The sequence below is a fragment of the Parasphingopyxis lamellibrachiae genome, from assembly GCF_003385775.1.
Taxonomy (GTDB): Bacteria; Pseudomonadota; Alphaproteobacteria; order Sphingomonadales; family Sphingomonadaceae; genus Parasphingopyxis; species Parasphingopyxis lamellibrachiae.
In genome coordinates this window covers 460,044-480,585 of the sequence record NZ_QRDP01000004.1, presented here as the reverse complement: position 1 = coordinate 480,585, position 20,542 = coordinate 460,044, and the positions used below count along the sequence as shown (strand labels likewise).

12 protein-coding genes are annotated in these 20,542 nt (G+C 61.3%); 2 read left to right on the top strand and 10 right to left on the bottom strand.

The window, feature by feature from the left end; translation table 11 throughout:
• Positions 1 to 40: 40 nt before the first annotated feature.
• Together DFR46_RS02475 and secA are read right to left on the bottom strand one after the other, a co-directional pair.
• Positions 41 to 1,831 (bottom strand): adenylate/guanylate cyclase domain-containing protein, encoded by a 1,791-nt coding sequence (locus tag DFR46_RS02475; RefSeq protein WP_211306363.1) that lies wholly within the window; start codon positions 1,829 to 1,831, stop codon positions 41 to 43.
• Positions 1,832 to 1,880: 49 nt separating this feature from the next.
• Positions 1,881 to 4,622, bottom strand: coding sequence for a preprotein translocase subunit SecA (gene secA, locus DFR46_RS02470; RefSeq protein WP_116235018.1), 2,742 nt, complete (start codon positions 4,620 to 4,622; stop codon positions 1,881 to 1,883).
• 150 nt (positions 4,623 to 4,772) lie between these two features.
• Here secA and argJ point away from each other — a divergent pair, with 150 nt between their 5' ends.
• Together argJ and DFR46_RS02460 are read left to right on the top strand one after the other, a co-directional pair.
• Positions 4,773 to 6,002 (top strand): bifunctional glutamate N-acetyltransferase/amino-acid acetyltransferase ArgJ, encoded by a 1,230-nt coding sequence (gene argJ, locus DFR46_RS02465; protein ID WP_116235017.1) that lies wholly within the window; start codon positions 4,773 to 4,775, stop codon positions 6,000 to 6,002.
• On the top strand, positions 5,999 to 6,799 hold the full coding sequence (locus DFR46_RS02460; RefSeq protein WP_116235016.1) for an inositol monophosphatase family protein: 801 nt from the start codon (positions 5,999 to 6,001) through the stop codon (positions 6,797 to 6,799). The genes argJ and DFR46_RS02460 overlap by 4 nt, the downstream gene beginning before the upstream one ends.
• 1 nt (position 6,800) lies before the next feature.
• Here the strand turns inward: DFR46_RS02460 and trxA are convergent, their stop codons facing one another.
• The 8 genes from trxA to DFR46_RS02420 form a co-directional block, all read right to left on the bottom strand.
• The gene (trxA, locus tag DFR46_RS02455) at positions 6,801 to 7,124 is read right to left on the bottom strand and encodes a thioredoxin (protein ID WP_116235015.1); all 324 of its coding nucleotides are present in this window, start codon (positions 7,122 to 7,124) and stop codon (positions 6,801 to 6,803) included.
• 52 nt (positions 7,125 to 7,176) lie between these two features.
• Complete coding sequence (gene addA, locus DFR46_RS02450; RefSeq protein WP_245953625.1) at positions 7,177 to 10,647, bottom strand: double-strand break repair helicase AddA; 3,471 nt, start codon at positions 10,645 to 10,647, stop codon at positions 7,177 to 7,179.
• Positions 10,640 to 13,618: a double-strand break repair protein AddB gene (gene addB / locus DFR46_RS02445; protein WP_116235013.1), complete on the bottom strand. Its 2,979-nt coding sequence runs from the start codon at positions 13,616 to 13,618 to the stop codon at positions 10,640 to 10,642. Before addB ends, addA begins: the two co-directional genes overlap by 8 nt.
• Positions 13,611 to 14,372 (bottom strand): nucleotidyltransferase family protein, encoded by a 762-nt coding sequence (locus DFR46_RS02440; protein ID WP_116235012.1) that lies wholly within the window; start codon positions 14,370 to 14,372, stop codon positions 13,611 to 13,613. Before DFR46_RS02440 ends, addB begins: the two co-directional genes overlap by 8 nt.
• Positions 14,369 to 15,373: an aminoglycoside phosphotransferase family protein gene (locus DFR46_RS02435; RefSeq protein ID WP_116235011.1), complete on the bottom strand. Its 1,005-nt coding sequence runs from the start codon at positions 15,371 to 15,373 to the stop codon at positions 14,369 to 14,371. Before DFR46_RS02435 ends, DFR46_RS02440 begins: the two co-directional genes overlap by 4 nt.
• Positions 15,358 to 15,840 carry a tRNA (adenosine(37)-N6)-threonylcarbamoyltransferase complex ATPase subunit type 1 TsaE gene (tsaE, locus tag DFR46_RS02430; RefSeq protein ID WP_245953623.1) on the bottom strand — a complete coding sequence of 161 codons (483 nt, stop codon included), beginning with the start codon at positions 15,838 to 15,840 and terminating at the stop codon, positions 15,358 to 15,360. Before tsaE ends, DFR46_RS02435 begins: the two co-directional genes overlap by 16 nt.
• Before the next feature lie 2 nt (positions 15,841 to 15,842).
• The gene (locus DFR46_RS02425; protein WP_116235009.1) at positions 15,843 to 18,194 is read right to left on the bottom strand and encodes a sensor histidine kinase; all 2,352 of its coding nucleotides are present in this window, start codon (positions 18,192 to 18,194) and stop codon (positions 15,843 to 15,845) included.
• Positions 18,195 to 18,308: 114 nt separating this feature from the next.
• Entirely contained in the window at positions 18,309 to 20,465 is a 2,157-nt protein-coding gene (locus DFR46_RS02420; RefSeq protein ID WP_116235008.1) for a TonB-dependent receptor, read from the bottom strand.
• Positions 20,466 to 20,542 lie beyond the last annotated feature (77 nt).

The window sequence follows — 20,542 nt, the reverse complement described above, 5'->3', positions numbered from 1 at the left end:
ACGTAATAGCGCGGGATTGCCGAGCGCCATTTGCCGCGATTCAGGCCGCCTCTTCCTCATCATGCGGCGTGCGCGGGCTGAGCTTGTACATGGCAAGCTCACCGTAATTTTTCGCCAGCTGCACACGGCCGACATAGTGCGTCCAGAAGCGCTGCTCCGGCTCCAGCGCGAGGACGGCTGCAAAGGCTTCCGTCGCATACACCTCGCCGGTCGGGGTGACGGGTTCGATCCGGGCGGTGCGCGTTACCTCGGTCCCGAAAAAGGTCGTGCGCATCATGACGGCGTCATAGCCGCGATAGATCGGGCCGTGATGCAGGCCTATCCGCATCCCGCAATGGGCTCCGGCGGCTTCGCTCAAGATATCCGGTACATCGTTAAGCTGCCGCTGGAGCTGCGTTACGATCTCCGCCGCATCCGTCGGCGTCGAGATCACGGCATAGATCGCATCGCCCCAGCTGTTGCGGTACAGAATCTTGTCGCCGAACTGATCCAGAACTGCGCCGGCCTTGCCCAATATCTCGGTCGCGAAAACCGGCAGCGCCTCTTCCGTCAGTTTCGAAAACCCCGCAAAATCACCGAAAATCATCGAATGGGCCACCCGGGTCACGTCTTCGGGCATGGCTATTTGAGGCGGCCGATCAAGGTCGCGATCAATGTCGCCGGGATCGATAATATGGCTGTGATGGCCGAGCTTCTGCCAGATCGCGACATCGCTGTTGGTTCCGGCAACATTCACCCCGCTTTGAGTCTTGGCAACGGCGAGCTGGACGGCGCTGGTCCGCAAATGGCGTGCCCGCATCCGCGCAAGGCCCATGGCGACCGCCGATCCGTAATTGAACATGTTCGGATCGCCAATATAGCCCATATCGGTCGCAAAACTGACGCTGGTTGCCCGGTCGAGGCAATGTTCGAACCGCGCGATCCAAGCCTCTCCACCCGGACGGACGGATTGCTCGATGAAGTCTCCGCGCTCAAACGGCAGCACGACATGCAGTTCGAGCCCGCGCCGCAGGATGGCCTCGGCGATCAGGATATCCGATCCGCATGCCAGCGCGCCATAGGCCGTATCGGGCGTGAGATCGTCGAGAGCGGTCTCTATCCGCGCTGACAGAACATCCTCTACCTTGGCGTCCGCCACGAACATATGCCCGGTATAGACAAGGACGGGCGACGGGCGGAGCAGCTCCAGGAGAGGCGCGATCGCCTCGGCCATGTCCGGCACGACCTTGGCGATCAGCATCATCTGGCGGAATGTGGAGGCTTTCGAGCCGACACTGGCGTCCGACCAGCTTATCGCGGCCGAAATCGCTGCAAAGGCGTCACTCGAACGACCCAGCAGCACATTGGCTTCGGCGGCCGTGGCGGTGGCGTAAAACCCCTTGGGTTTCGCGACTTCCGGGTCTTCCAGTATTTTCCGGGCAAGCTCTTCGGCTGCCTCGCGATCCCCCGCGAGCAGCGCCGTCGTCGCTGCATTGATCCCGGTATAATAGCTGGGCCGGTTCTCATAGACTTCGCGGTAGGCCTTGCTGGCCTCAGCAAATAGTGCCGCGCGCTCTGCCGGCTTCGCCTTTTCCGCCAAGTCCTTTTTCAACCGGCCCCAGAGCGCCAATATGTCGTCATCGTCGATCGCACCCAGCCCGGCCTTTTCATAGTGATCGAGCGCCATCCCGGTATCGCCCATGCGGGCGAGCGCCAGCGTCGCGATATAGGCAAGACGGGGAGTTTCTATCCCCTCTTCTCTCGCCGACATGGCAATATCATAGGCTTCGAGATTGTCGCCCCGCGAGAGAGCGTCGTCGGCCAAAACGACAGGATCGGGTGTTGCGATCACCGGGGCCGCCAGCGAGCCAGCGGTATAGACAACAGGGCGGTTGCGGCGCTTATTTCAGCGCCCCGTGACAATGTTTGTACTTCCGGCCCGATCCGCACGGGCAAGGCGCGTTGCGGCTGACATTGCCCTCCCAGTCTTTCGGGTCTCCGGCGAGCAACTCGTCAAGACGCGGTGCGCCCGTCTGACGCGGCGGAAGTTTCGCGGATACCAGGCCAAGATCGCCCGCATCGATATCCGCACTGTCGTCTTCGCCGGTCAGCGGATCAATATGCGTGGTGATGAAATCCGGAAGGTCCGGCAGAGGCGGAGGCGCAGCGCGCGTGAACGTTGCAAACGCCAGTGTCTTGGTAACTTCCTCACGAATATTCACGAGCATCTGCTGGAACATGGAAAAGGCTTCGCGCTTATATTCGTCGATCGGCTTCTTCTGCGCATAGGACCGCAGATTGACGACCTGACGGAGCGCATCGAGCGTGGAGAGATGTTCCTTCCACTGCACATCGAGATTCTGGAGCAGGATGCTCTTTTCAACGCCCACCCAGTCCTCGGCCGGAATATCCTTGGATTTTTCCGCAACCTGCCGATCGGCAAGTTCAAGCAGCCGGCCCTCTATCAGATCGGGCGCGACTTCGTCTTCCTTCATCCAGTCGTCAATCGGTGGCTGGAGACCGAACAGCGCGTCCACTTCGCGCTTGAGCCCGTCGATATCCCATTGCTCGGGATAGGTTCCGTGCGGACAATGATCGGCGACAACACCATTGACGGTTTCCTGCCGCATGTCGACGACGATATCGTCGACCTGTTCGGCGTCCATGATGTCGCCGCGCTGCTCGTAAATGACCTTGCGCTGGTCATTCATCACATCGTCATATTCGACGACCTGTTTGCGGATATCGTAATTGCGCGCCTCGACCTTTTTCTGCGCCGTTTCGATAGCCTTGGCCACCCAGGGGCTAACGATAGCTTCGCCCTCTTCCAGGTTGCTGCGGACCATTTTGGCGAACATGGTCTGTGGTCCGAATATGCGCAGCAGATCGTCGTCGAGCGAGAGATAGAAGCGGCTAAGGCCCGGATCGCCCTGGCGACCGGAACGGCCGCGCAGCTGGTTGTCGATCCGGCGGCTTTCATGGCGTTCGGTAGCGAGAACGAACAGGCCGCCCGCAGCCTTCACCTTTTCCTTTTCTTCCGCAACTTCGGCCGTGATCCGCGCAATTTCCTTATCGCGCTCGGGGCCTTCTTCCAAACCCCCAAGTTCGGATTCGATCCGGGATTCCAGATTGCCGCCAAGCTGGATATCGGTACCGCGACCCGCCATGTTGGTGGCGATCGTCACCGCGCCCAATCGGCCGGCTTGCGCCACGATATGCGCTTCGCGCTCATGATGGCGCGCATTGAGTACCGCATGCTCGACCTTTTCCTTGTTCAGGAATTCGGAGAGAAGTTCGGATTTTTCGATCGAAACGGTGCCGACAAGCACGGGTTGCCCTCGTTCGCTGGCTTCGCGGATAGCCTTGGCGATAGCCGCGAACTTGTCCATTTCGTCTTTATAAAACTCATCGACCTCGTCGATCCGCTGGATCGGCTTGTTGGTCGTAATTGTCGTTACGTTCATCTTGTAGATGTCGTAAAATTCGGGCGCTTCGGTCAGCGCCGTTCCCGTCATGCCTGCAAGTTTCGGATACATGCGGAAATAATTCTGGAAGGTGATCGATGCGAGGGTCTGGTTTTCCGGCTTGATCGGAACTCCTTCCTTCGCCTCGACGGCCTGATGTAACCCGTCCGACCATCGGCGGCCGTCCATCATGCGCCCGGTAAATTCGTCGATGATCACCACTTCGTCATTCTTGACGAGATATTCCTTGTCACGGCGCTGCAGTGTATTCGCGCGCAATGCCTGTTGGAGGTGGTGTACGACCTGGGTATTTTCATAGTCGTAAAGGTTGGCGCCCTCGAGCAGTCCGGCTTCTTCCAGCAGGCGCTCCGCCCGTTCGGTGCCATCCTCCGTTAGCGTGACGGAGCGCTGCTTCTCGTCAAGCTCGTAATCCTCTTCGGTCAGCTGCTTCACGACCGCATCAACGCCTATGTAGAGTTCCGATTTGTCTTCGGTCGGACCGGAAATAATAAGCGGGGTCCTGGCTTCGTCGATCAGGATCGAATCCACCTCGTCGACTATCGCGAAATTGAACGGCCGGTGGACCATTTGCGCCCGCGAATATTTCATATTGTCGCGAAGATAATCGAAACCGAACTCATTGTTCGTGCCGTAGGTTATGTCTGCGGCATAAGCGGCGCGGCGCTGGTCTTCGGGCAGGTTCGGTACGATGACGCCGACTTCCATCCCGAGGAAGCGATAGACCTGGCCCATCCATTCGGCATCGCGGCTGGCCAGATAGTCATTGACCGTCACGACATGGACGCCTTTGCCCTCCAGCGCGTTCAGATAAACCGGCAGGGTCGCGACAAGCGTCTTGCCCTCACCCGTTGCCATTTCGGCAATTTCGCCGCGGTGAAGCACAATTCCGCCGAGCATCTGCACATCATAATGACGCTGACCCAGCGTTCGCATCGCCGCTTCGCGCACTGTTGCAAAAGCCTCAGGCAGAATATCGTCCAGCGTCTCGCTACCGCTCAGCCGTTCCCGTAACTTGGGTGTCTGCGCCTTGAGTTGATCGTCGCTCAGCGCCTGAATTTCAGGCTCCAGCGCGCTGATCTGCTGAACAATCTTGTCGAGCTTTTTGAGATAACGATCGTTGCTTGATCCGAATATCGATTTGGCAATGCCGCCAAACATGGGCGTTCCTGACGTTTATTGTGTTGGGAAGGCCATCGAAAATGGCCCAAAACCCCTGAAATTCCTAGGCGCGCGATGTAGGGATGAGGAGGTGGATAGTCAATTGGAGGATGAGCCGTTAAGGCGGGCGAGAATTATGGATTATTGACAATGACCATCGAAAAATCTCCGCTTGCACCTAGCGAATTTGCCTCCTTGAAGACCATTGGCGGAGCACAGCCAAGAGTTTCGCGCGCCCAATACAAGCAATGGGACCGCTGCGACCTGACTTTTGTCGAACTTGGCGAAGGAACGACTGTCGCCGGTGTTACGACACGTTCGCAATGCCCCTCTCCTGAAGTCGAATGGTGCCGCGATGCATTGACGCATGGCAAGGCCCGGGCACTTATCGTCAATGCTGGCAATGCCAACGCTTTTACGGGCAATCGGGGGCGCGCCGCTGTGGAGGCCATTGCGACCAAGGTTTCCGGGCATCTGAGCTGCGAACAGTCCGAAATTTTCATCTGCTCGACTGGTGTCATCGGGGAACCGCTGCCGATCGACAAGGCGGAGGCCGGGCTGGAAGCCGCTTTCTCGGCACCCGAAGCGCGCTGGGAAGAGGCAGCCCATGCCATCGGCACGACGGACACGTTTCCAAAAGGCGCATCGGCGCGCGCGATGATTGGCGATACGGCCGTGCAGATCAGCGGGATCGTTAAAGGATCGGGCATGATCGCGCCGGATATGGCGACCATGCTTGGCTTTGTCTTTACCGATGGCGCGATCGACGCGAAATTCCTCCAAGACCTGCTGAACCGGGCCACCGCCAAAAGCTTCAATTGCATCACCGTGGATAGTGACACGTCGACGTCAGACACCGTGCTGGTGTTCGCAACGGGGAAAGCGGGCAACGCGCCGCTCGCTTCCTTCGACGATGCCGGCGCCAATGCGTTCGCAGCGGCGCTGGAGCAGGTCTGTCTGGACTTGGCGCATCTTGTCGTCCGCGATGGCGAGGGCGCGTCCAAATTTATCGAAATCGCCGTCGAGGGCGCGGAAGACGACGAGAGCGCAAGGCGCGTGGGCCTTTCGATCGCCAATTCCCCACTCGTTAAAACCGCCATTGCAGGTGAAGATGCAAATTGGGGCCGGATCGTAATGGCGGTCGGCAAGGCCGGGGAACCGGCGGATCGCGACCGGCTGTCCATCCGGTTCGGTGCGACCCAGGTCGCCCGGAATGGCGTGGCGGTTGAAGACTATGACGAAGCGCCCGTTGCGGCTCATCTCAAGGGCGATGCCATCGAAATCGGTATCGATCTCGGCATTGGTGACGGCCGGGCCACGGTTTGGACCTGCGATCTCACCCATGGCTATATCTCGATCAACGCCGATTATCGCTCATGACATTTCATCCGCTGTCCAATGCGGTTGAGACGCTGATGCGCAGCGTCGCTGCCGATATCATCATGCCGCGCTTCCAGTCTCTCGCGACGCACGAAATAAAGGAAAAATCCCCCGGTGAAATCGTCACGATTGCTGACCAGGAGAGCGAAGACCGGCTCAGCGAAGGTCTCGCCGCGCTGCTACCCGAAGCCCGGATCGTGGGTGAAGAGGCCTCCGAAACCGATCCCGCCCTTCTCGATGCCGTCAATAACGGAAACGTCTGGCTGATCGACCCGGTCGACGGGACGACCAATTTTTCCGAAGGGAAAACGCCCTTTGCCGTCATGATCGCTCTGCTGGGAGATGGCGACCCGCTAGCGAGCTGGTTGCTGGATCCTGTGAACGGCCGACTCTGCCATGCCCATCGCGGCCATGGTGCTTATATCGATGGTGAGAAGGTAATGGCGAAACCGAGCGGCGCAGAGCTGCCGGTTGCTGCATTCGGCATGCATTTCATGACGCCGGAGAAGCGCGAACGCATCGAAGTCCGGTCAAATGGCCAGTTTAGCGTCGTGCCCATTCCACGCTGTGCGGGCGAACAATATCCCCGTCTGGTAACCGGCGTGAACGATATATCGCTTTTCGAACGCACATTGCCCTGGGACCATGCGCCCGGGTCTCTGTTGCTTGCTGAAGCTGGCGGCAGGACGGCCCGCCCCGACGGCGAACCCTATCGACCGGGTGATCGGCGGCCGGGATTGCTCTCGGCCGCCACACCGCAGCTATGGGATCAAGCTGCGAAAACTCTGTTCGGATAGTTTACGCAACGGCGCTTTCGATCCACTGCTTCAATTGCATTTTAGGCGCCGCGCCAATCTTCTCGGCATGTTTCTGGCCGCCCTTGAAGATCAGCATTGTGGGAATGCTGCGTACGCCATATTTAGCGGCCGCTTCCGGGTTTTCGTCTATGTTGACCTTGGCGATGGTCACCTGCCCCGCCATTTCGTCGGACAGTTCTTCAAGAGCCGGGCCAATCATCTTGCACGGGCCGCACCACTCTGCCCAGAAATCGACGAGGACGGGGCCTTCCGCCGAGAGCACATCTTGTTCAAAGCTTCCATCGGTAACTGGCTTGGTTGCCATGATATTATCTCCTTATCGGTTAGAGCTCATGTAGAGAGCCCCCCGTCCCGGCTCAAGCTTCTGACAACAAACTTTGCTCTGCATCTGACAAGCCGGGCTTGTTTGCCGCGAGCTGATCGTCCGACAGGCTTATGAGATTCGGCCCGGCGGTGTAGAGCAGAGAGGCTTCGATCCTCCGGCCCGGGAAGATCGCGGTCAGCGCCGCGGCATAGGCGGCCATTTGCCTGACATGCGCTTCCGGCACGGTTTCCGGACCATCCGGAGCCCTGAGACCTGTTTTGAAATCGATAACGCGAACCAGTTCTTCGTCGACCAGCAGGCGATCGACGGTTCCGGACACAACGACGGTATCGACAACAGCGGCGATCGGCGCTTCAGCAAGCGCATCCGGCCCGAAGATTTCGGCAAAGGCTGCATTCCCGATAATAGCCAGCGCATCGTCGGCCAATGCGGCGCGCCGTGCGGCGTCATCGATTCCTGCCGATCTCCCGAGCCATGACACGGCAGCAGCCCGCCGCTTCTCCGGCGGCACACCTGGCAAGCGTTCGAACAGGCTGTGCAGCAGCAGACCGCGTTCTGCCGCCGCTTGCATCGAGGAATCCGGCGGCGGGTCGGCAACCATATCCGCACCAAGCGACGACGGGGCGAGCGGGCGCGGCGGCCTTTCTTCCCTGGGCGCGCTTCGATCCAGCCATGCGGGCTTTTCAAGTATGGGAGCCGGAGTCTTGGCTTTGGCGGCAGTCCGCTGCTTTGCCTTTACCGGCTCGCGGCCCTCGAAACTCCATCTGGCCGACCAGAGGTCGTCATCGCGCCAGTCCCCACCGAATGCTTCGGCCGCCCTTTCAACGGCGCTGTACCAGCTTTTCTGGGGTGCTCCATCCTTGTTGCGCGGGCCCAGGGAACCGCCGACGACCAGATGCTCCTCGGCGCGCGTCAGCGCCACATAGAGCAGCCGCCAATGCTCCTCCCGATCCGCGCGTTTCTGTCGTTCCACAGCGTCCCCGAGCGCATCGACCTGCTCATTCTTGCGTGGATAGGGCAGCGGAATATCCGGCCTCGCCACATCGATGCTGAAATCGATACTCTTGCTGCGCGCAAGATCGGGGTCGAAGGTCGCATCGGCGAGAATGACCAGCGGTGCTTGCAAACCTTTCGCGCCATGGACCGTCATCACGCGCACGGCATCCAGCGGAGCGGCAGGATCGCGCTTGATTTCGGCATCGCCGCGATCGAACCAGTCCAGAAAATGCTGGAGAGACGGCGGATTTTCGGTTTCGAAAAGCAGTGCTGCGTTGAGCAGTTCCTCAATCGGATCGCGGGCCTCTTCGCCAAGCCGGGCGAGCAGCTTCCTGCGGCCCTGGAGCGCCCCGGAAAGGATGGATTCCAGAAGCTGGAACGGCGTAACGAAATCGGCCTGATCGAGAATCGCCTTCAGACCCGCAATGGCGTCGGCCGAATCCCCGCCCCCTGTCTTAGCTTCGTCTTGCAATACACTCCAAAGACTGGATTTTCGTCCCCGCGCAAGGGCGTATAACCGATCCTGCGACCAATCGAACAGCGGCGAAACCAGCAGGTTGGCGAAATTGAGATCGTCATCGGGCTGGAGTGCGAAACGCAGGGCGGCAAGCAGGTCCTGTATCGCCAGCGGATCGGTGAGCATCAGCCGGTCGACACCGGCCACGGGAACCCCCTCTTCATGCAGGCGGGCGACGAGCAGCGACGCCAGTTCTCCGCGGCTCCGCACGAGGATGAGCACATCTTCGGGGCGCAGCGCCCTGCCCTTGCTCGCGACCCACAGCTGATCCGGCCCGTCGGCGATCCATGTCTTGACCTGTTTCGCTAACTTGCGCGCCAGGGCGAGCTTCGCGTCGGCAAGCCAGGCCTCTTCGCCAAGATCGGTTTTCTCGCCCCGTTCCCCGCGCACCGGCTTCAGCAGGGTTACACAGCCCGGACGCCCGTCATACGCGCTGCTGTGCCGCCGCAGTCCGGCCGGCAGGCCTATTGCCTCTCCGCCGATTCCTTCCATCACGGCATCGACCAGCTCCAATATCGGCGGCGAAGATCGGTAGCTCTGATCGAGGCTAAGATCGCGCAATTCGCGCTCTCGCGCGGCAATATGCCGGGAGAAAGCCTGTTTCGCGTCCTCAAAAGCCTGCGGATTGGTTCCCTGAAATCCAAAAATCGCCTGTTTGAAATCTCCCACGGCGAAAATCGTCCGATGGACGGCGTCGGCGCTGTCGGGATCCGTTTCGAAAAACTCTCCGCTCAACGCTTCGATGATCGACCATTGCGCGACATTGGTATCCTGCGCCTCATCGACCAATATGTGATCGATCGACTGATCCAACTTGTAGCGAACCCAATCGCCAATACCCTCTTGCTCCAGAAGAGCGCGCGTGAGGCGGATCATGTCGTTGAAATCCAGCGCACCGACGCGGCGCTTGGCAATCGCATAGTCCTCGGCGAAATGCCGACCGGCGCGCAAAGCGGCGGCGGAAAATTCGGCGAAATCCGCCTTTATCCGAAGCGCTAGCAGCCGCGCGACATAGATATCCAACTCAGCGCAAATTTCCGCATAACTGGGCTCTGCATCAAGCAATTTTGCGCTGAACTTGCGCAAATCGCCCGCTTTTGTTGCCCAGACGCCTTGCAGATCGGCCAATCGCTCGGCCCGACTCCCGGGGTCGGCGGCTGTCCATTCCGCGATCAGATCCGCATGCGCGAGCCCGGTCTTCGCCGCCCAGGCGATATTGGCTTGGGCAACCCGGCGCAGCCCGGCCATATCGAATGCCTCATCGCTGCAAGCCTCGACAATCGCCGCGTCGACATCGCCCAACGGCACATCGAGAGCGCGTTTGAGCGCGTCTCCGAACAGCTCGGGCGGCCCGAGCCCGACCATCGCCTCCAGGCTATGTGCACAGCGCTGGAGAAAGCCCTCTGCGCCTTCCTCGCCCAATCTCCGGCTCAGCTGCTGGACATCCGCGATCATCGCATTGTCATGGCGATCTTCGGCAGCGACCAGCATCGCCGCCAGTGTTTCGCGCAGAAGCAGAGACTGTTCCCGCCCCTCAATGGGCCGAAAACCGGGAACGATGCGCGCTTCAGCGGGAAAGGCCGCGAGCAGGCTTTGGGCGAAAGCGTGGATGGTCTGGATACGAAGGCCGCCGCCCGTGGCGTCGAGAACACGCGCGAACAGCTTGCGCGCCTCGGCCAGCGCAGCAGGATCATGCGCTTCGCCAAGCGCCATAAGCTCCGCGGCCAACAATGGACCCTTCAGCCGCACCCAATAGGCGAGCCGTGCATGAATACGGTCCGCCATCTCCGCAGCGCCGGCCTTGGTGAAGGTAAGGCATAGAATCGACGCCGGATCGACACCCGAGAGCAGCAACCGCATCACCCGTGCCGTCAGCACCTGTGTTTTGCCGGTTCCGGCTGATGCCGACAGCCAGGCAAGCGCGCCCGGATCGGAGGCTTCCCGCTGTTCGCCGGTAAGGGCGTAAAGGGGATTGAGCCGCTTACCCATCGCCGCGCCCATACCATTCCTGGAGCCGCATCAGCTGGTCATATTCGCCATAAGGTGCATATTCGGGGTGGAGTTTCGCTGTGAATGGTTCGTCTCCGATCAGCCATTGTTCGGCAGCAGTGGCAAATACTGAAGCGGCGTGGGCGACAAAATTCTCCGCGTCGATTTCTACATCGCCGCGTTTGCGGAACGGCTCTTTGACAAAGCCGAATCCGTCGCCATCCTTGGCAAGCGACCAATATTCGAACGCCGCCGCGTCACCCTCCACGCCCTTAAAGGCCCCGCGATCCGCAAGCAGACCAAGCAGCCCCAACTGCATGGCGAACCCCGCTTCGACGGCCGCCGGGCTCGGCGGCTGGCCGGTCTTGTAATCGACAATAGCAAGGCGACCATCGGCCAGCCGATCGATACGATCCACCTTGCCGGTGAGCGTGACGCCCGAAATATCCGTCTGTCCGTCCACCTCGGCAGCGATCGGACTGCGGCCCTGCGCCAGCTGCGCGCGTACCCGTTCCGCTATCCACTGGATCGGCTCTATCAGTCGCGGCTTCCACAATGCTCGCATCAGCGGATGGGCGTCGCTGGCGTCGAGCAGTTTTTCCGCCCGCGCGACAAGCTTATCCGGATCGCACTCATCTTCGCGGAACCAGTCTTCGAGAATTTCGTGCACAGCCGAACCACGAAAGGCCGGGCTGGGTTCGGCATCCACTGGATCGAGCCGGGAAAGCCCGAGCATGGCCTGGGCGTAAAAGGCGAAGGGATCGGCCTTGAGCCTGTCCACCTTGGTGACCGATATCTGCCTGGGGCGATCGGCAAGCGGCGGCCTTGGCTCCGGGCGTTCCGCGGGCAAAGCCCTGTCCCGGCTACGGTCTATCGATTGCGCCCACGCCTTGAGCCGCGGCGCACGTGTCAGCCCACCGGTCATGGCTTCGAGACGGAGCCAGAAGCGGCTGGCAATCGCAGGGGCGCTCGCATCGCGCCGCGCGCGCGTTACAAGCACCTGGCGCCCGCCAAGCGCACTGGCGAAATCGTGAGCCGCAAGGCCGATCCTGCGTTCCAGCCCCGGCAGCCCCAGTTCGGTGCGAAGACGCGGCGCGAGCCACGGATCGGGCTTCGGCAGATTCGGCCAGACGCCTTCATTGAGCCCGCCCAGGATCATCACATCGGCCTGCTGGAGTCGGGCCTCAAGCACGCCCCATATGAAAAGCCTGGGATGGCCGCCCTGTGGGGGCCGGATAGCGATATCGGTCATCAAGTGACTTAACAGGGGCGCGAGATCGGCGATTTGCGCGTCGGCCGGCCCCAGCGCCGCCTGAGCCTCGCAATCGGCAATGAAGCGCGCCGCTTCGCGTCCGGACGGCCCGGACCAGACAGCATCGCCCGCAAGCCGGGTCGCGGTTTCACGAACGGCTGTAACAAGGCCCGGCAAATCCCGGGTCGCGCGCGCCACCTGTTCAAGCGGAGCAAGCAGGGCGGCCGTTTCCTCCCACCATGCCAGGCTGGCGGCTATGCCCGGCTTCCTGCGCTCTGGAGCGTCAGCCATTGCAGCGCGCAGATGCGCGGTTACCGCATCGAGGCCCGGCCTTGGGCGCGGCCCCCGCATCAGAATATCGAAACGGCGCACCTCAGACAGCCATGTACCGCGCGCCCCACCGAAACGGACGAGCGGATGCTTGAGCAACGCCAGGAGCGGAACGGGTGAAAATCCCTCCGCGGCGGTTTCGGCCAGCGCGATGAGCAAAGTCCCCGATGGTTCTTCGGCAAGCGGGCGGCCTGCAGAATCGTCGGCATTGATTCCCCAGCGTTTCAGGTGTGCAGATACCCGGCGGGCAAGCGCGCGGTCCGGCGTGACAAGAGCGGCCGTGCGTCCCGGTTCCTCGATCGCCTCGCGCATGGCGATGGCGATGACCTGCGCCTCTTCCGCGGGTGTGGCCAGCTCGAGCCCCCGCACACCGGACAAGCGCCTTTCACGCGGAGGAAGGTCGTTCCACTTGCCGGTAAAGTTGGCCGGCGCCATCGCATTGCCGATCGCCCGTGTCCGCACTGCGGGAGAATCGCGCCCTCCACCCCAGCGCCAGCGGTCCACTTCGCCGTGCGCAACGCCCATCCGGTCGAGCAGCAGTTTCAGCGCGAATTGCGGATGGGTTTCGATCGACCGTTGGCGAAAGCCAGTTTGCGGATCGGGTTCATGCGGACCGAGCGCCTCCCATTCCTCATCGGGCATGGTGATATCAAGCGCCGGTAGCACAACCATGCCGTTCGCCATCCGCGAAACCGTGCGCAGTACTCCGGCAACGGCGGGCGATGTCGAGGCGATACCGGCAGCGACCACAAAGCCCGGGGGCGGGGTTTCACGCCAGCGCAGGGAGATCCGGTCGAGCAAAAGATTGCGGCGCTCGGCCATGTCGATCTTGCCGAGGCGTTCCAGCTCTTTCGGCCACAGGTCGAGGATCACCGCAAGTTGATCGAGGGAAACCTGCCAGTGATGGGAAAGATCCGCCTCGACGCTATCGGCCAGTTGTTTCGGATCGGCCTTTTCGATCAGCAATTGATCAAGCGTCGCTCCAAGATCGCGGGCAAGCCGGACCGCTTCGCCAGCATCGACGGGATCGCCCATCCGCTCGCGCACCTGCTGCACGAGGGTCGCCAGGCGCATCGTGCGTTCGAGCGGCGCAATAGCCGGGGGGGCAGTCTCGCCGTCGCCCATCGGATCTAGTGCGCTTCCCAAAGTTTCAGCAATTTCAGGATCGCCAATCGGAACCAGGCGGGGCAGCAGCAAGCCAGGTTCGGCACGGCGAACAAAAGCATCCTGGATCGCCCGCGCGGTCCGGTTCGTCGGAACAAGGATAATCCCGCGGGCAAGGCCAAGACCATCTTTTCCATGCATTTTGAGGAGCCCGGCGGCGAGCGCGTCGGCAAAAGCCCGGTGTGGCGGGATGGTATAGACGCTGGGGTGGACGGCTTCAGCCATCCAGCAGCATGGCCTCTGCTTTCTTGATCGCAGGCGGCGTACCGATATCAAACCATTGCCCCTGATGCGCTACGCCGAAAGCGCGGCCCTGCTCGATCGCGCGGTCCCAGAGGATGTTGGTTGAGAAAGGTCCGGATGGTGCATCCGCAAAAAGGCGTTTCGAAACGAGTTGAATGCCCGAATAGACGAAGGGCGCAATTTTGCCGCGCCCGCGCCGTTTCAAACTGCCCAGGCTGTCCATATGGAAATCGCCGCCGCCCCCGTGGCAATGCGCGCGGGCCTGGGGAACCAGAAGTAAGAGGACATCCATCTTTTCCGGGACCCAACTCGCCGCCATCAGCTGCAAGGTATCGCTCGGTCCGTCAATCCACATCACATCCGAGTTGAGTACGAAAAACGGATCGGCATCGATCAGCGGCAAGGCCTTTGTGACGCCGCCGCCGGTTTCCAGCAGTTCGGAGCGTTCATCCGACACGGTAATGTTCACATCACCTGCGCGCCGCGCAACATGCGCCTCAAGCGCATCAGCCAGATAGTGAACATTGACAACAGCCTTGGTGACGCCCGCATCGCGCAGCCGGTCCAGCACATGATCAAGCAACGCTTTACCCTGCACCTGAATGAGTGGCTTTGGCGTCGTTGCCGTCAATGGTCGCATACGCTTACCAAGTCCGGCAGCCATGATCATCGCGGTATCGACCGACGGGCCTTCGGCAGATGGTCGGATCGCGAGCGGAGCTGTAAATTTGCTCATCGCGGAGAGCCTCCCTGCCAAGCTTCAGCGCGTTTGCCGTTGGCAACATTGGCCGAGAACCATGCCGCGACCGGTGCCAGTGCCGGATGGCGGAGGTCCCGCTCCAGATAACGCCAGACCCGCGCCTGATAGGACAGGTAGCGCGATTTGCCGTCGCGCTTCCACAACCGGGTGAATATGCCGAGGATTTTCACGTTTCGCTGCGCCCCCAGTATCGCATAGGCGGCGTCGAATTCCGGACCGCATACCACGGGGTTGGTAACCCGGTAATGGGTCAGCATATTTTCTTCCAGCTCGCGCGGCACATCGCGGCGGGCATCCTGAAGCAGCGAGACAAGATCATAAGCCGGGTGACCGGCGAGCGCATCCTGGAAATCGAGAAGACCGAGCGATCCGATACCGTGTCGCCCCTCCAGCAGCATCAGGTTTTCCGCGTGATAATCGCGCAGCACGGTCACCGGTTCGTCGAGGTCCACGAGCGGTTCAAGTACTTTCTCCCAGGCCGCATCGAAACCGGTTTCATCGACATTGAGATTGAGAGCGGGCGCATACCATTCAGTGAACAGTCTCGCCTCGCGCATATATTCGGACATCGTATAAGCCGGAAGATCGCCCGCTCCGGACCGGTGCAGCACGCCGAGCAGGGTTACCGCGTCGCGATAGATCCGCGCTTCACTTTCCGGCGCTGCATCGACGACTTCGCGCATTCGCGCATCGCCGAAATCCTCCAGCAGGATCAGGCCCTCTTCCATATCGCTGGCCATGATCTTGGGCGCCGCAAAACCAAGCCGGTTCAGATGACCCGCTACATCGATAAAGGGCTGGCTGTCCTCCTTGTCCGCCGGTGCGTGCATCAGAACGGCCGTCCGTCCGGGCGCGACGACGCGAAAATAGCGGCGGAAGGAAGCGTCGCCGGCAAGCGGCAGCAGCGCGCCATCTCCCCAACCATTGGCGTTGAGAAATTCGGGCGCGGATTCGGGGTTTTTCATGCTGGTGGCCATCGTTCCTCCCAAGCTTGCGGGACGGTTGCTGTCAAGCGGCGTGCGGCGGATTGCCCCACAGTATCCCCAACAGGCTGGGGCAAGACGGTCAGACGGAGCTTCAGCGCATCCGGCCACAACCCTGGCCCGAGCCGCTCCGGCCATTCGATCAGCATCGCCGTATCGCGCCGCGCCTCGTCCAGCCCCAGCTCGTCCGCCTCGGCCGGATCCTCGAGCCGGTAGAGATCGATATGCCAGACCGGAATGCGCGTCTCGGGCGGCTCATAGGGCTGGACAATGGCAAAGGTCGGGCTCGGTGCTTCTTCTTCCAGCCCGAGTGCCTGCAGGATACCGCGCGCCAATGTCGTCTTGCCCGCGCCGAGATCGCCATAGAGCGCGACACAGTCGCCGGGGCGGAGGATGGATGCGATACGGGTGCCGAGAGCGAGAGTCTCATCTTCGTTCGCAAGAACATAATCACTCGGCACAACTATTCCGTCCCGCCCCTTGGCAACAGCACCGTTACAAACGTCCCCTCGCCCAGCTCGCTTTCCAGCGTCAGGCTTCCGCCATGGCCTTCCACAAACTGCTTGGTCAGCGGCAGGCCAAGGCCCAGCGCGCGGGATTGCTGTTCGCCGGCGCCGCGGTGGAAGCGATCGAACACGCGCGCTTTTTCGTCTTCGCCGATCCCAACGCCATTGTCGGAAATGACGATGCGCGCTTCGCCGGTAGTGCCTTCGGCACGGAGGAGGATGCGGCCGCCTTCGGGGGTGTAGCGGATCGCGTTGCGCAGCAGGTGATCGAGCGACTGGCGCAGGCGGCGGGCATCGCCGGTGACGCTGCCGACTGACCAGTCGATCTCGGCGACAAATTCATGGCCCCGCGCCCCAGCCCGTTCACGGGCATCCGCGGCGGCTTCCTCGCAGAGCAGTTGCAGGTCCACCTCTTCGCGCTCCATCGGCAGGTCTTCCGCCTCGCCCTGCGCCAAATCGAGGACCTCGTCGATCTGAACGCGCAAAGTGGCGACAGAATCTAGGATCGCCTTCACATAGTCGCCCGCCTGACCCGGCAGCTCGCCCGCATATCCGCCGTCGAGCATTTCCGCGAACCCGGCGATAGAGGTGAGCGGCGTGCGCAGTTCGTAACTCATATTGGAGACAAAGGCGGTTTTCAGGCGATCGGCGGCCTCCAATGCCTCGTTGCGCTCGAGCAGGGCGGCCTCGATCTTCTTGCTGTCCGTTATATCGAGCAGCGTGAAAAGCGCATTGCCATCGGGCAGCGGGACGGCGGCGAAATCGAAATAGCGGCCATCGCGCAGTGCAAGCCGCCCGCTCTGCTGCTGGCGTTCCCCGGTAGCGACGCGGATTGCGGACTGGATCGCCTCTCCGCTTGCCGGGCTCAGGAACTGGCCGGCGAGCGCCTCCGTCAGGGCGTCGACACGGGGATGCCCGGAAAGGGCCGTTTCATCCAGCGCCCAGATTTCGCTGAAACGACGGTTCCACAGGTGCAGACGGCCATCCGCGGCGAATACGCCGATCGCCTCGGAAAGGTTGTCGAAGGTGGCTGTGCGAACCCGCAACAGGATGTCGCGCGCGCTGGCAAGTTGCGCCTGCTCTGTGCGATCCTCGAAGATCAGCAGCAATCCGCCATCGGGCATCGGTTGGGCGACGACGCGCAGATGCGTGCCGTCCGTAAGCAGCCAATTTTCCTCGACGGGCTCGTCGCCCGAGCGAAACCATTCACGACGCTCAGCCTTCCACTCCGGAAAATCGCGCGCTTCGGGCACCCTGTCCGCTTCGCGCATCCGGTCGAGAACCCGATCGAATTCAGGACGGTCCGTCAGCCATTCATTCTTCATCGCAAAAATGCGCTGGAACGGCTGGTTGGAAAAAATAAGCGCGCGATCCGGACCGAATTGCGCAACGCCCGCGGAAAGAAGATCGAGCATGTCGCGCTGCGCCCGGACGAACCGGCCAAGCTCGCTGCGGGCCTGCTCCAGCTGCTCGACATCAACCGCATAGCCGGCAATACCCGCCTCACCGAGAGGCACGTCGACGATCTGCATCATCCGGCGCTCGCCGCCCAGAGTCGCCGGAACCGTGCGGATATGGGCTTCGTCGTCCTCGCGCACGCGCCCGGCCACGGCCTGTGGGCTATCCGGGCCGGACATCTCGACAAGCTCGAGCCCCCGCGCAATCGCCTCCGCGGCATTTTCCGCCTCCACGGCACGAACATAGGCCTGGTTGACGAGGGTCAGCCGTAAATCGGGGCCACGATGCCACATTGGGAAAGGGGCTGCCTCAATCAAGCCCGATAGCGCATTCAGCGCCTCGCTGGCTCGATCTGCGCGGCTGGTCAGCGCGGCGATGTCACTGCGAATCTGGGTTGCATCGAAGATCCAGATCATCGCGGACTGGTTGCCGCCCAATTCGTCGGGCGCCGGGCCGCCCTGGGCGAACAGGATACGCTCGGATTCCTTGATGCGCAGCTCCATGCCGAAAGGCTTGGCCGTGCGCCGCGCGGTTTTCACCGTTTCCGAAAAAGCCGCGAAGCGTTCCTCGGTCATGACATCCTTGAGATCGTTCATCCGCTTGGGCGGATTGGAATATCCCAACCACTCGGCCAGTCCCGGGCCGGCATCGATCCGGCCCTTGCCGTCAACAACCATGAAAACGGTCGGTGCGCTCTGGAGCAGAAGGCCACCGCGCCGCGCGGCTGCCGCCGCCTGTTCGCCGGCCGCTTTCCGTCGCATACCGGTCAACGTCGCCCAAACGGCAACGCCCATCCACGCGGCCAGCATCATACCGATAATGACGGCAGCGAAAGTGGAAATCGTGATCATCGCGCGATGCAGCCCCGTGTCATGCTGCGCTTCTAGACGCTGTCAGGGGCGTTCGGGAAGATGCGATCTCGTTTCTGTTGGGAGCGATCGCACGATTTTCAGGTCACAACCCTCCTAAAAGCTGAATCGTGCGCCTACGCGGAAATCGCGGCCCGACAAGGGCACGAAATCCTTGGTGAAGGACGCATGGCGCCGTACATTCACATCGAAGATGTTGTTGGCAGAAGCGAACAGCGTACTGCCGTTGCTCCGACCCCAGGGCCGCCAGGCAATCGAAGCGTTGACGAGTGTGAAACTCTCGGTCCGCGTTTCAAAGCTGGCGGTGCGATCCTGATCGGCCACCCATTCCACCTCGGCGCGCGCATCGAAAACATCGGATTGCGCTTCCAGCCCACCAAGCAGACGAAGCGGCGGAATGCGCGGAAGTGGCCCACCGCCGTCACTGATCGTCGCGCGAACATAGTCGCCGACGAAATCAGTGTTGATGCGAAAGGCGCCGACTTCCGCGATCCGTGCGGAAATTTCTGCCTCAAATCCGATATAACGTGCATCGCGCTGGAAATACTGGAACACCGGCAAGCCGTCTTCTTCCAGGCCTGTGTCGGCATCATAGATGAAATTGCTGAACCAGCTTGCATAGCCTGTCAGTGCGAAATTCACGTTCCCGACACCGCCACGCAAATAAGCTTCCAGACCCAGGCTGGTTTCCGTATCGAAATTGGGATTACCGATCTCGAATGCCTGTGTCGCGATGTGCGGGCCATTGGAAAACAGCTCTTCGGCAGACGGCGCCCGCTCAGCACGCGAGGCGTTGCCGCCGATCTTGACGCCCGGCGCAATTTCGAAATTGGCTCCGATCGCGCCCGAAAACGCATCGAAGCTCCGATCTACGCCAATCGGGCCGGAACTGACGCTCGTATGCTCATAGCGCGCCGCAACTTCAACATGGGCGGCCCCAAGATCGAATTCCTGCAGGGTGAAAAGCCCGACCTGCTCGGTGTTGTTTCTCGGCACGAACGCTTCGGCGCCGATAGCGTCGAAATCGCGGACATAGAGCTGCCCGCCGATTACGCCGCGCCAGCTTCCTTGCGCGCGCTGGACGAGCTCCAGACGGCCCTCGAGTCCCTCGACAAGGAACACCGTGCCAACTTCATCGCCCTCGAACTCGGTATGCGTATAATCGGAATAGCCGAGGCGAATGCGGATATTCTCGAAAAAGCCCGAGCCGATGTCGACTTCGCCGCGCAGATCGGCGCGGATCTGTTCCAGATCGATGGTGACGGGGGCTTCTCCATGCTCTTCTTCGTGATCCTCCTCGTGATCTTCGTCTCCATCCTCTTCATGCGCATGTTCGGCGCCCGGACGTGAGGGAATGCCATAATTGCTGTCGAAATAGCTGACCGAGAAACCGATATTGCCCCATTCCTCGATAAGGGCGATGCCCGCCCCGGCTGTCAGCGTCTCCGTTGCTGAATTGGGAACTGTGCCGCGCAGATTGGCATTCTCAAGCGCCTCTGCGGCTTCTTCGAGATGGCCTTCCTCCGCCTCTTCCGCCGCAATGGCGAGCTGTTCCGCGCGCAGTGCCGGGGCCAGGGTGAAGCCGGCAATGTCAAGATCGTCGCTCTCGCGGTAACTGCCATCGACATGGACGACGAGATTGCCGGTCAGCGGAACGTCGATCCCGCCCGCGATACTGCGCTCATCGGCGGCTGTTCCATAGGAAGCGACGGCATCGACATGCACGATCTCGGCCGGCACTTCGCGTGGAATACGCCGGTCGAACACATTCACGGCCCCGCCGATCGCCTGACTGCCGAACAAAAGGGCGGCCGGCCCGCGCAGCACCTCTATGCGATAGGCCGTGATCGGATCGATAGTAACGGCATGGTCTGCGGAAGTATTGGAGGCATCGATGGCCCCGATCCCGTCGGTCAGCACGCGTACGCGCTCCCCCTGGAAACCGCGTAGCACCGGGCGCGATGCGCCGGGCGTGAAAGACGTCGCCGAAACGCCCGGCAGCGCTGTTAACACATCGCCGATCTGCGCGCGAATGCTCTGGTCGAGTTCGGTTCCGGACAGCGTCGACGTTCCGGCGAGCAGATCAAGCTCGTCGATAAAAGATGCCGTAACGACGATTTCGGCGCTCGCATCCCCGTGAAAATCATCACCGGAGCGTTGTTCGGAGGAATCCTGCGCATAGGCTGGTACGGAAACGATTGCCACGCCAGCTGCGAGCAATGTCTTAAGGGTCGGGGTGAATGCGTTTTTCATGCCGCTCACCTAAACGTGATGTGACAACATATCAATTATACTTTAATGCAGTTCATCGAACGAGGCAGGCAGCTCGT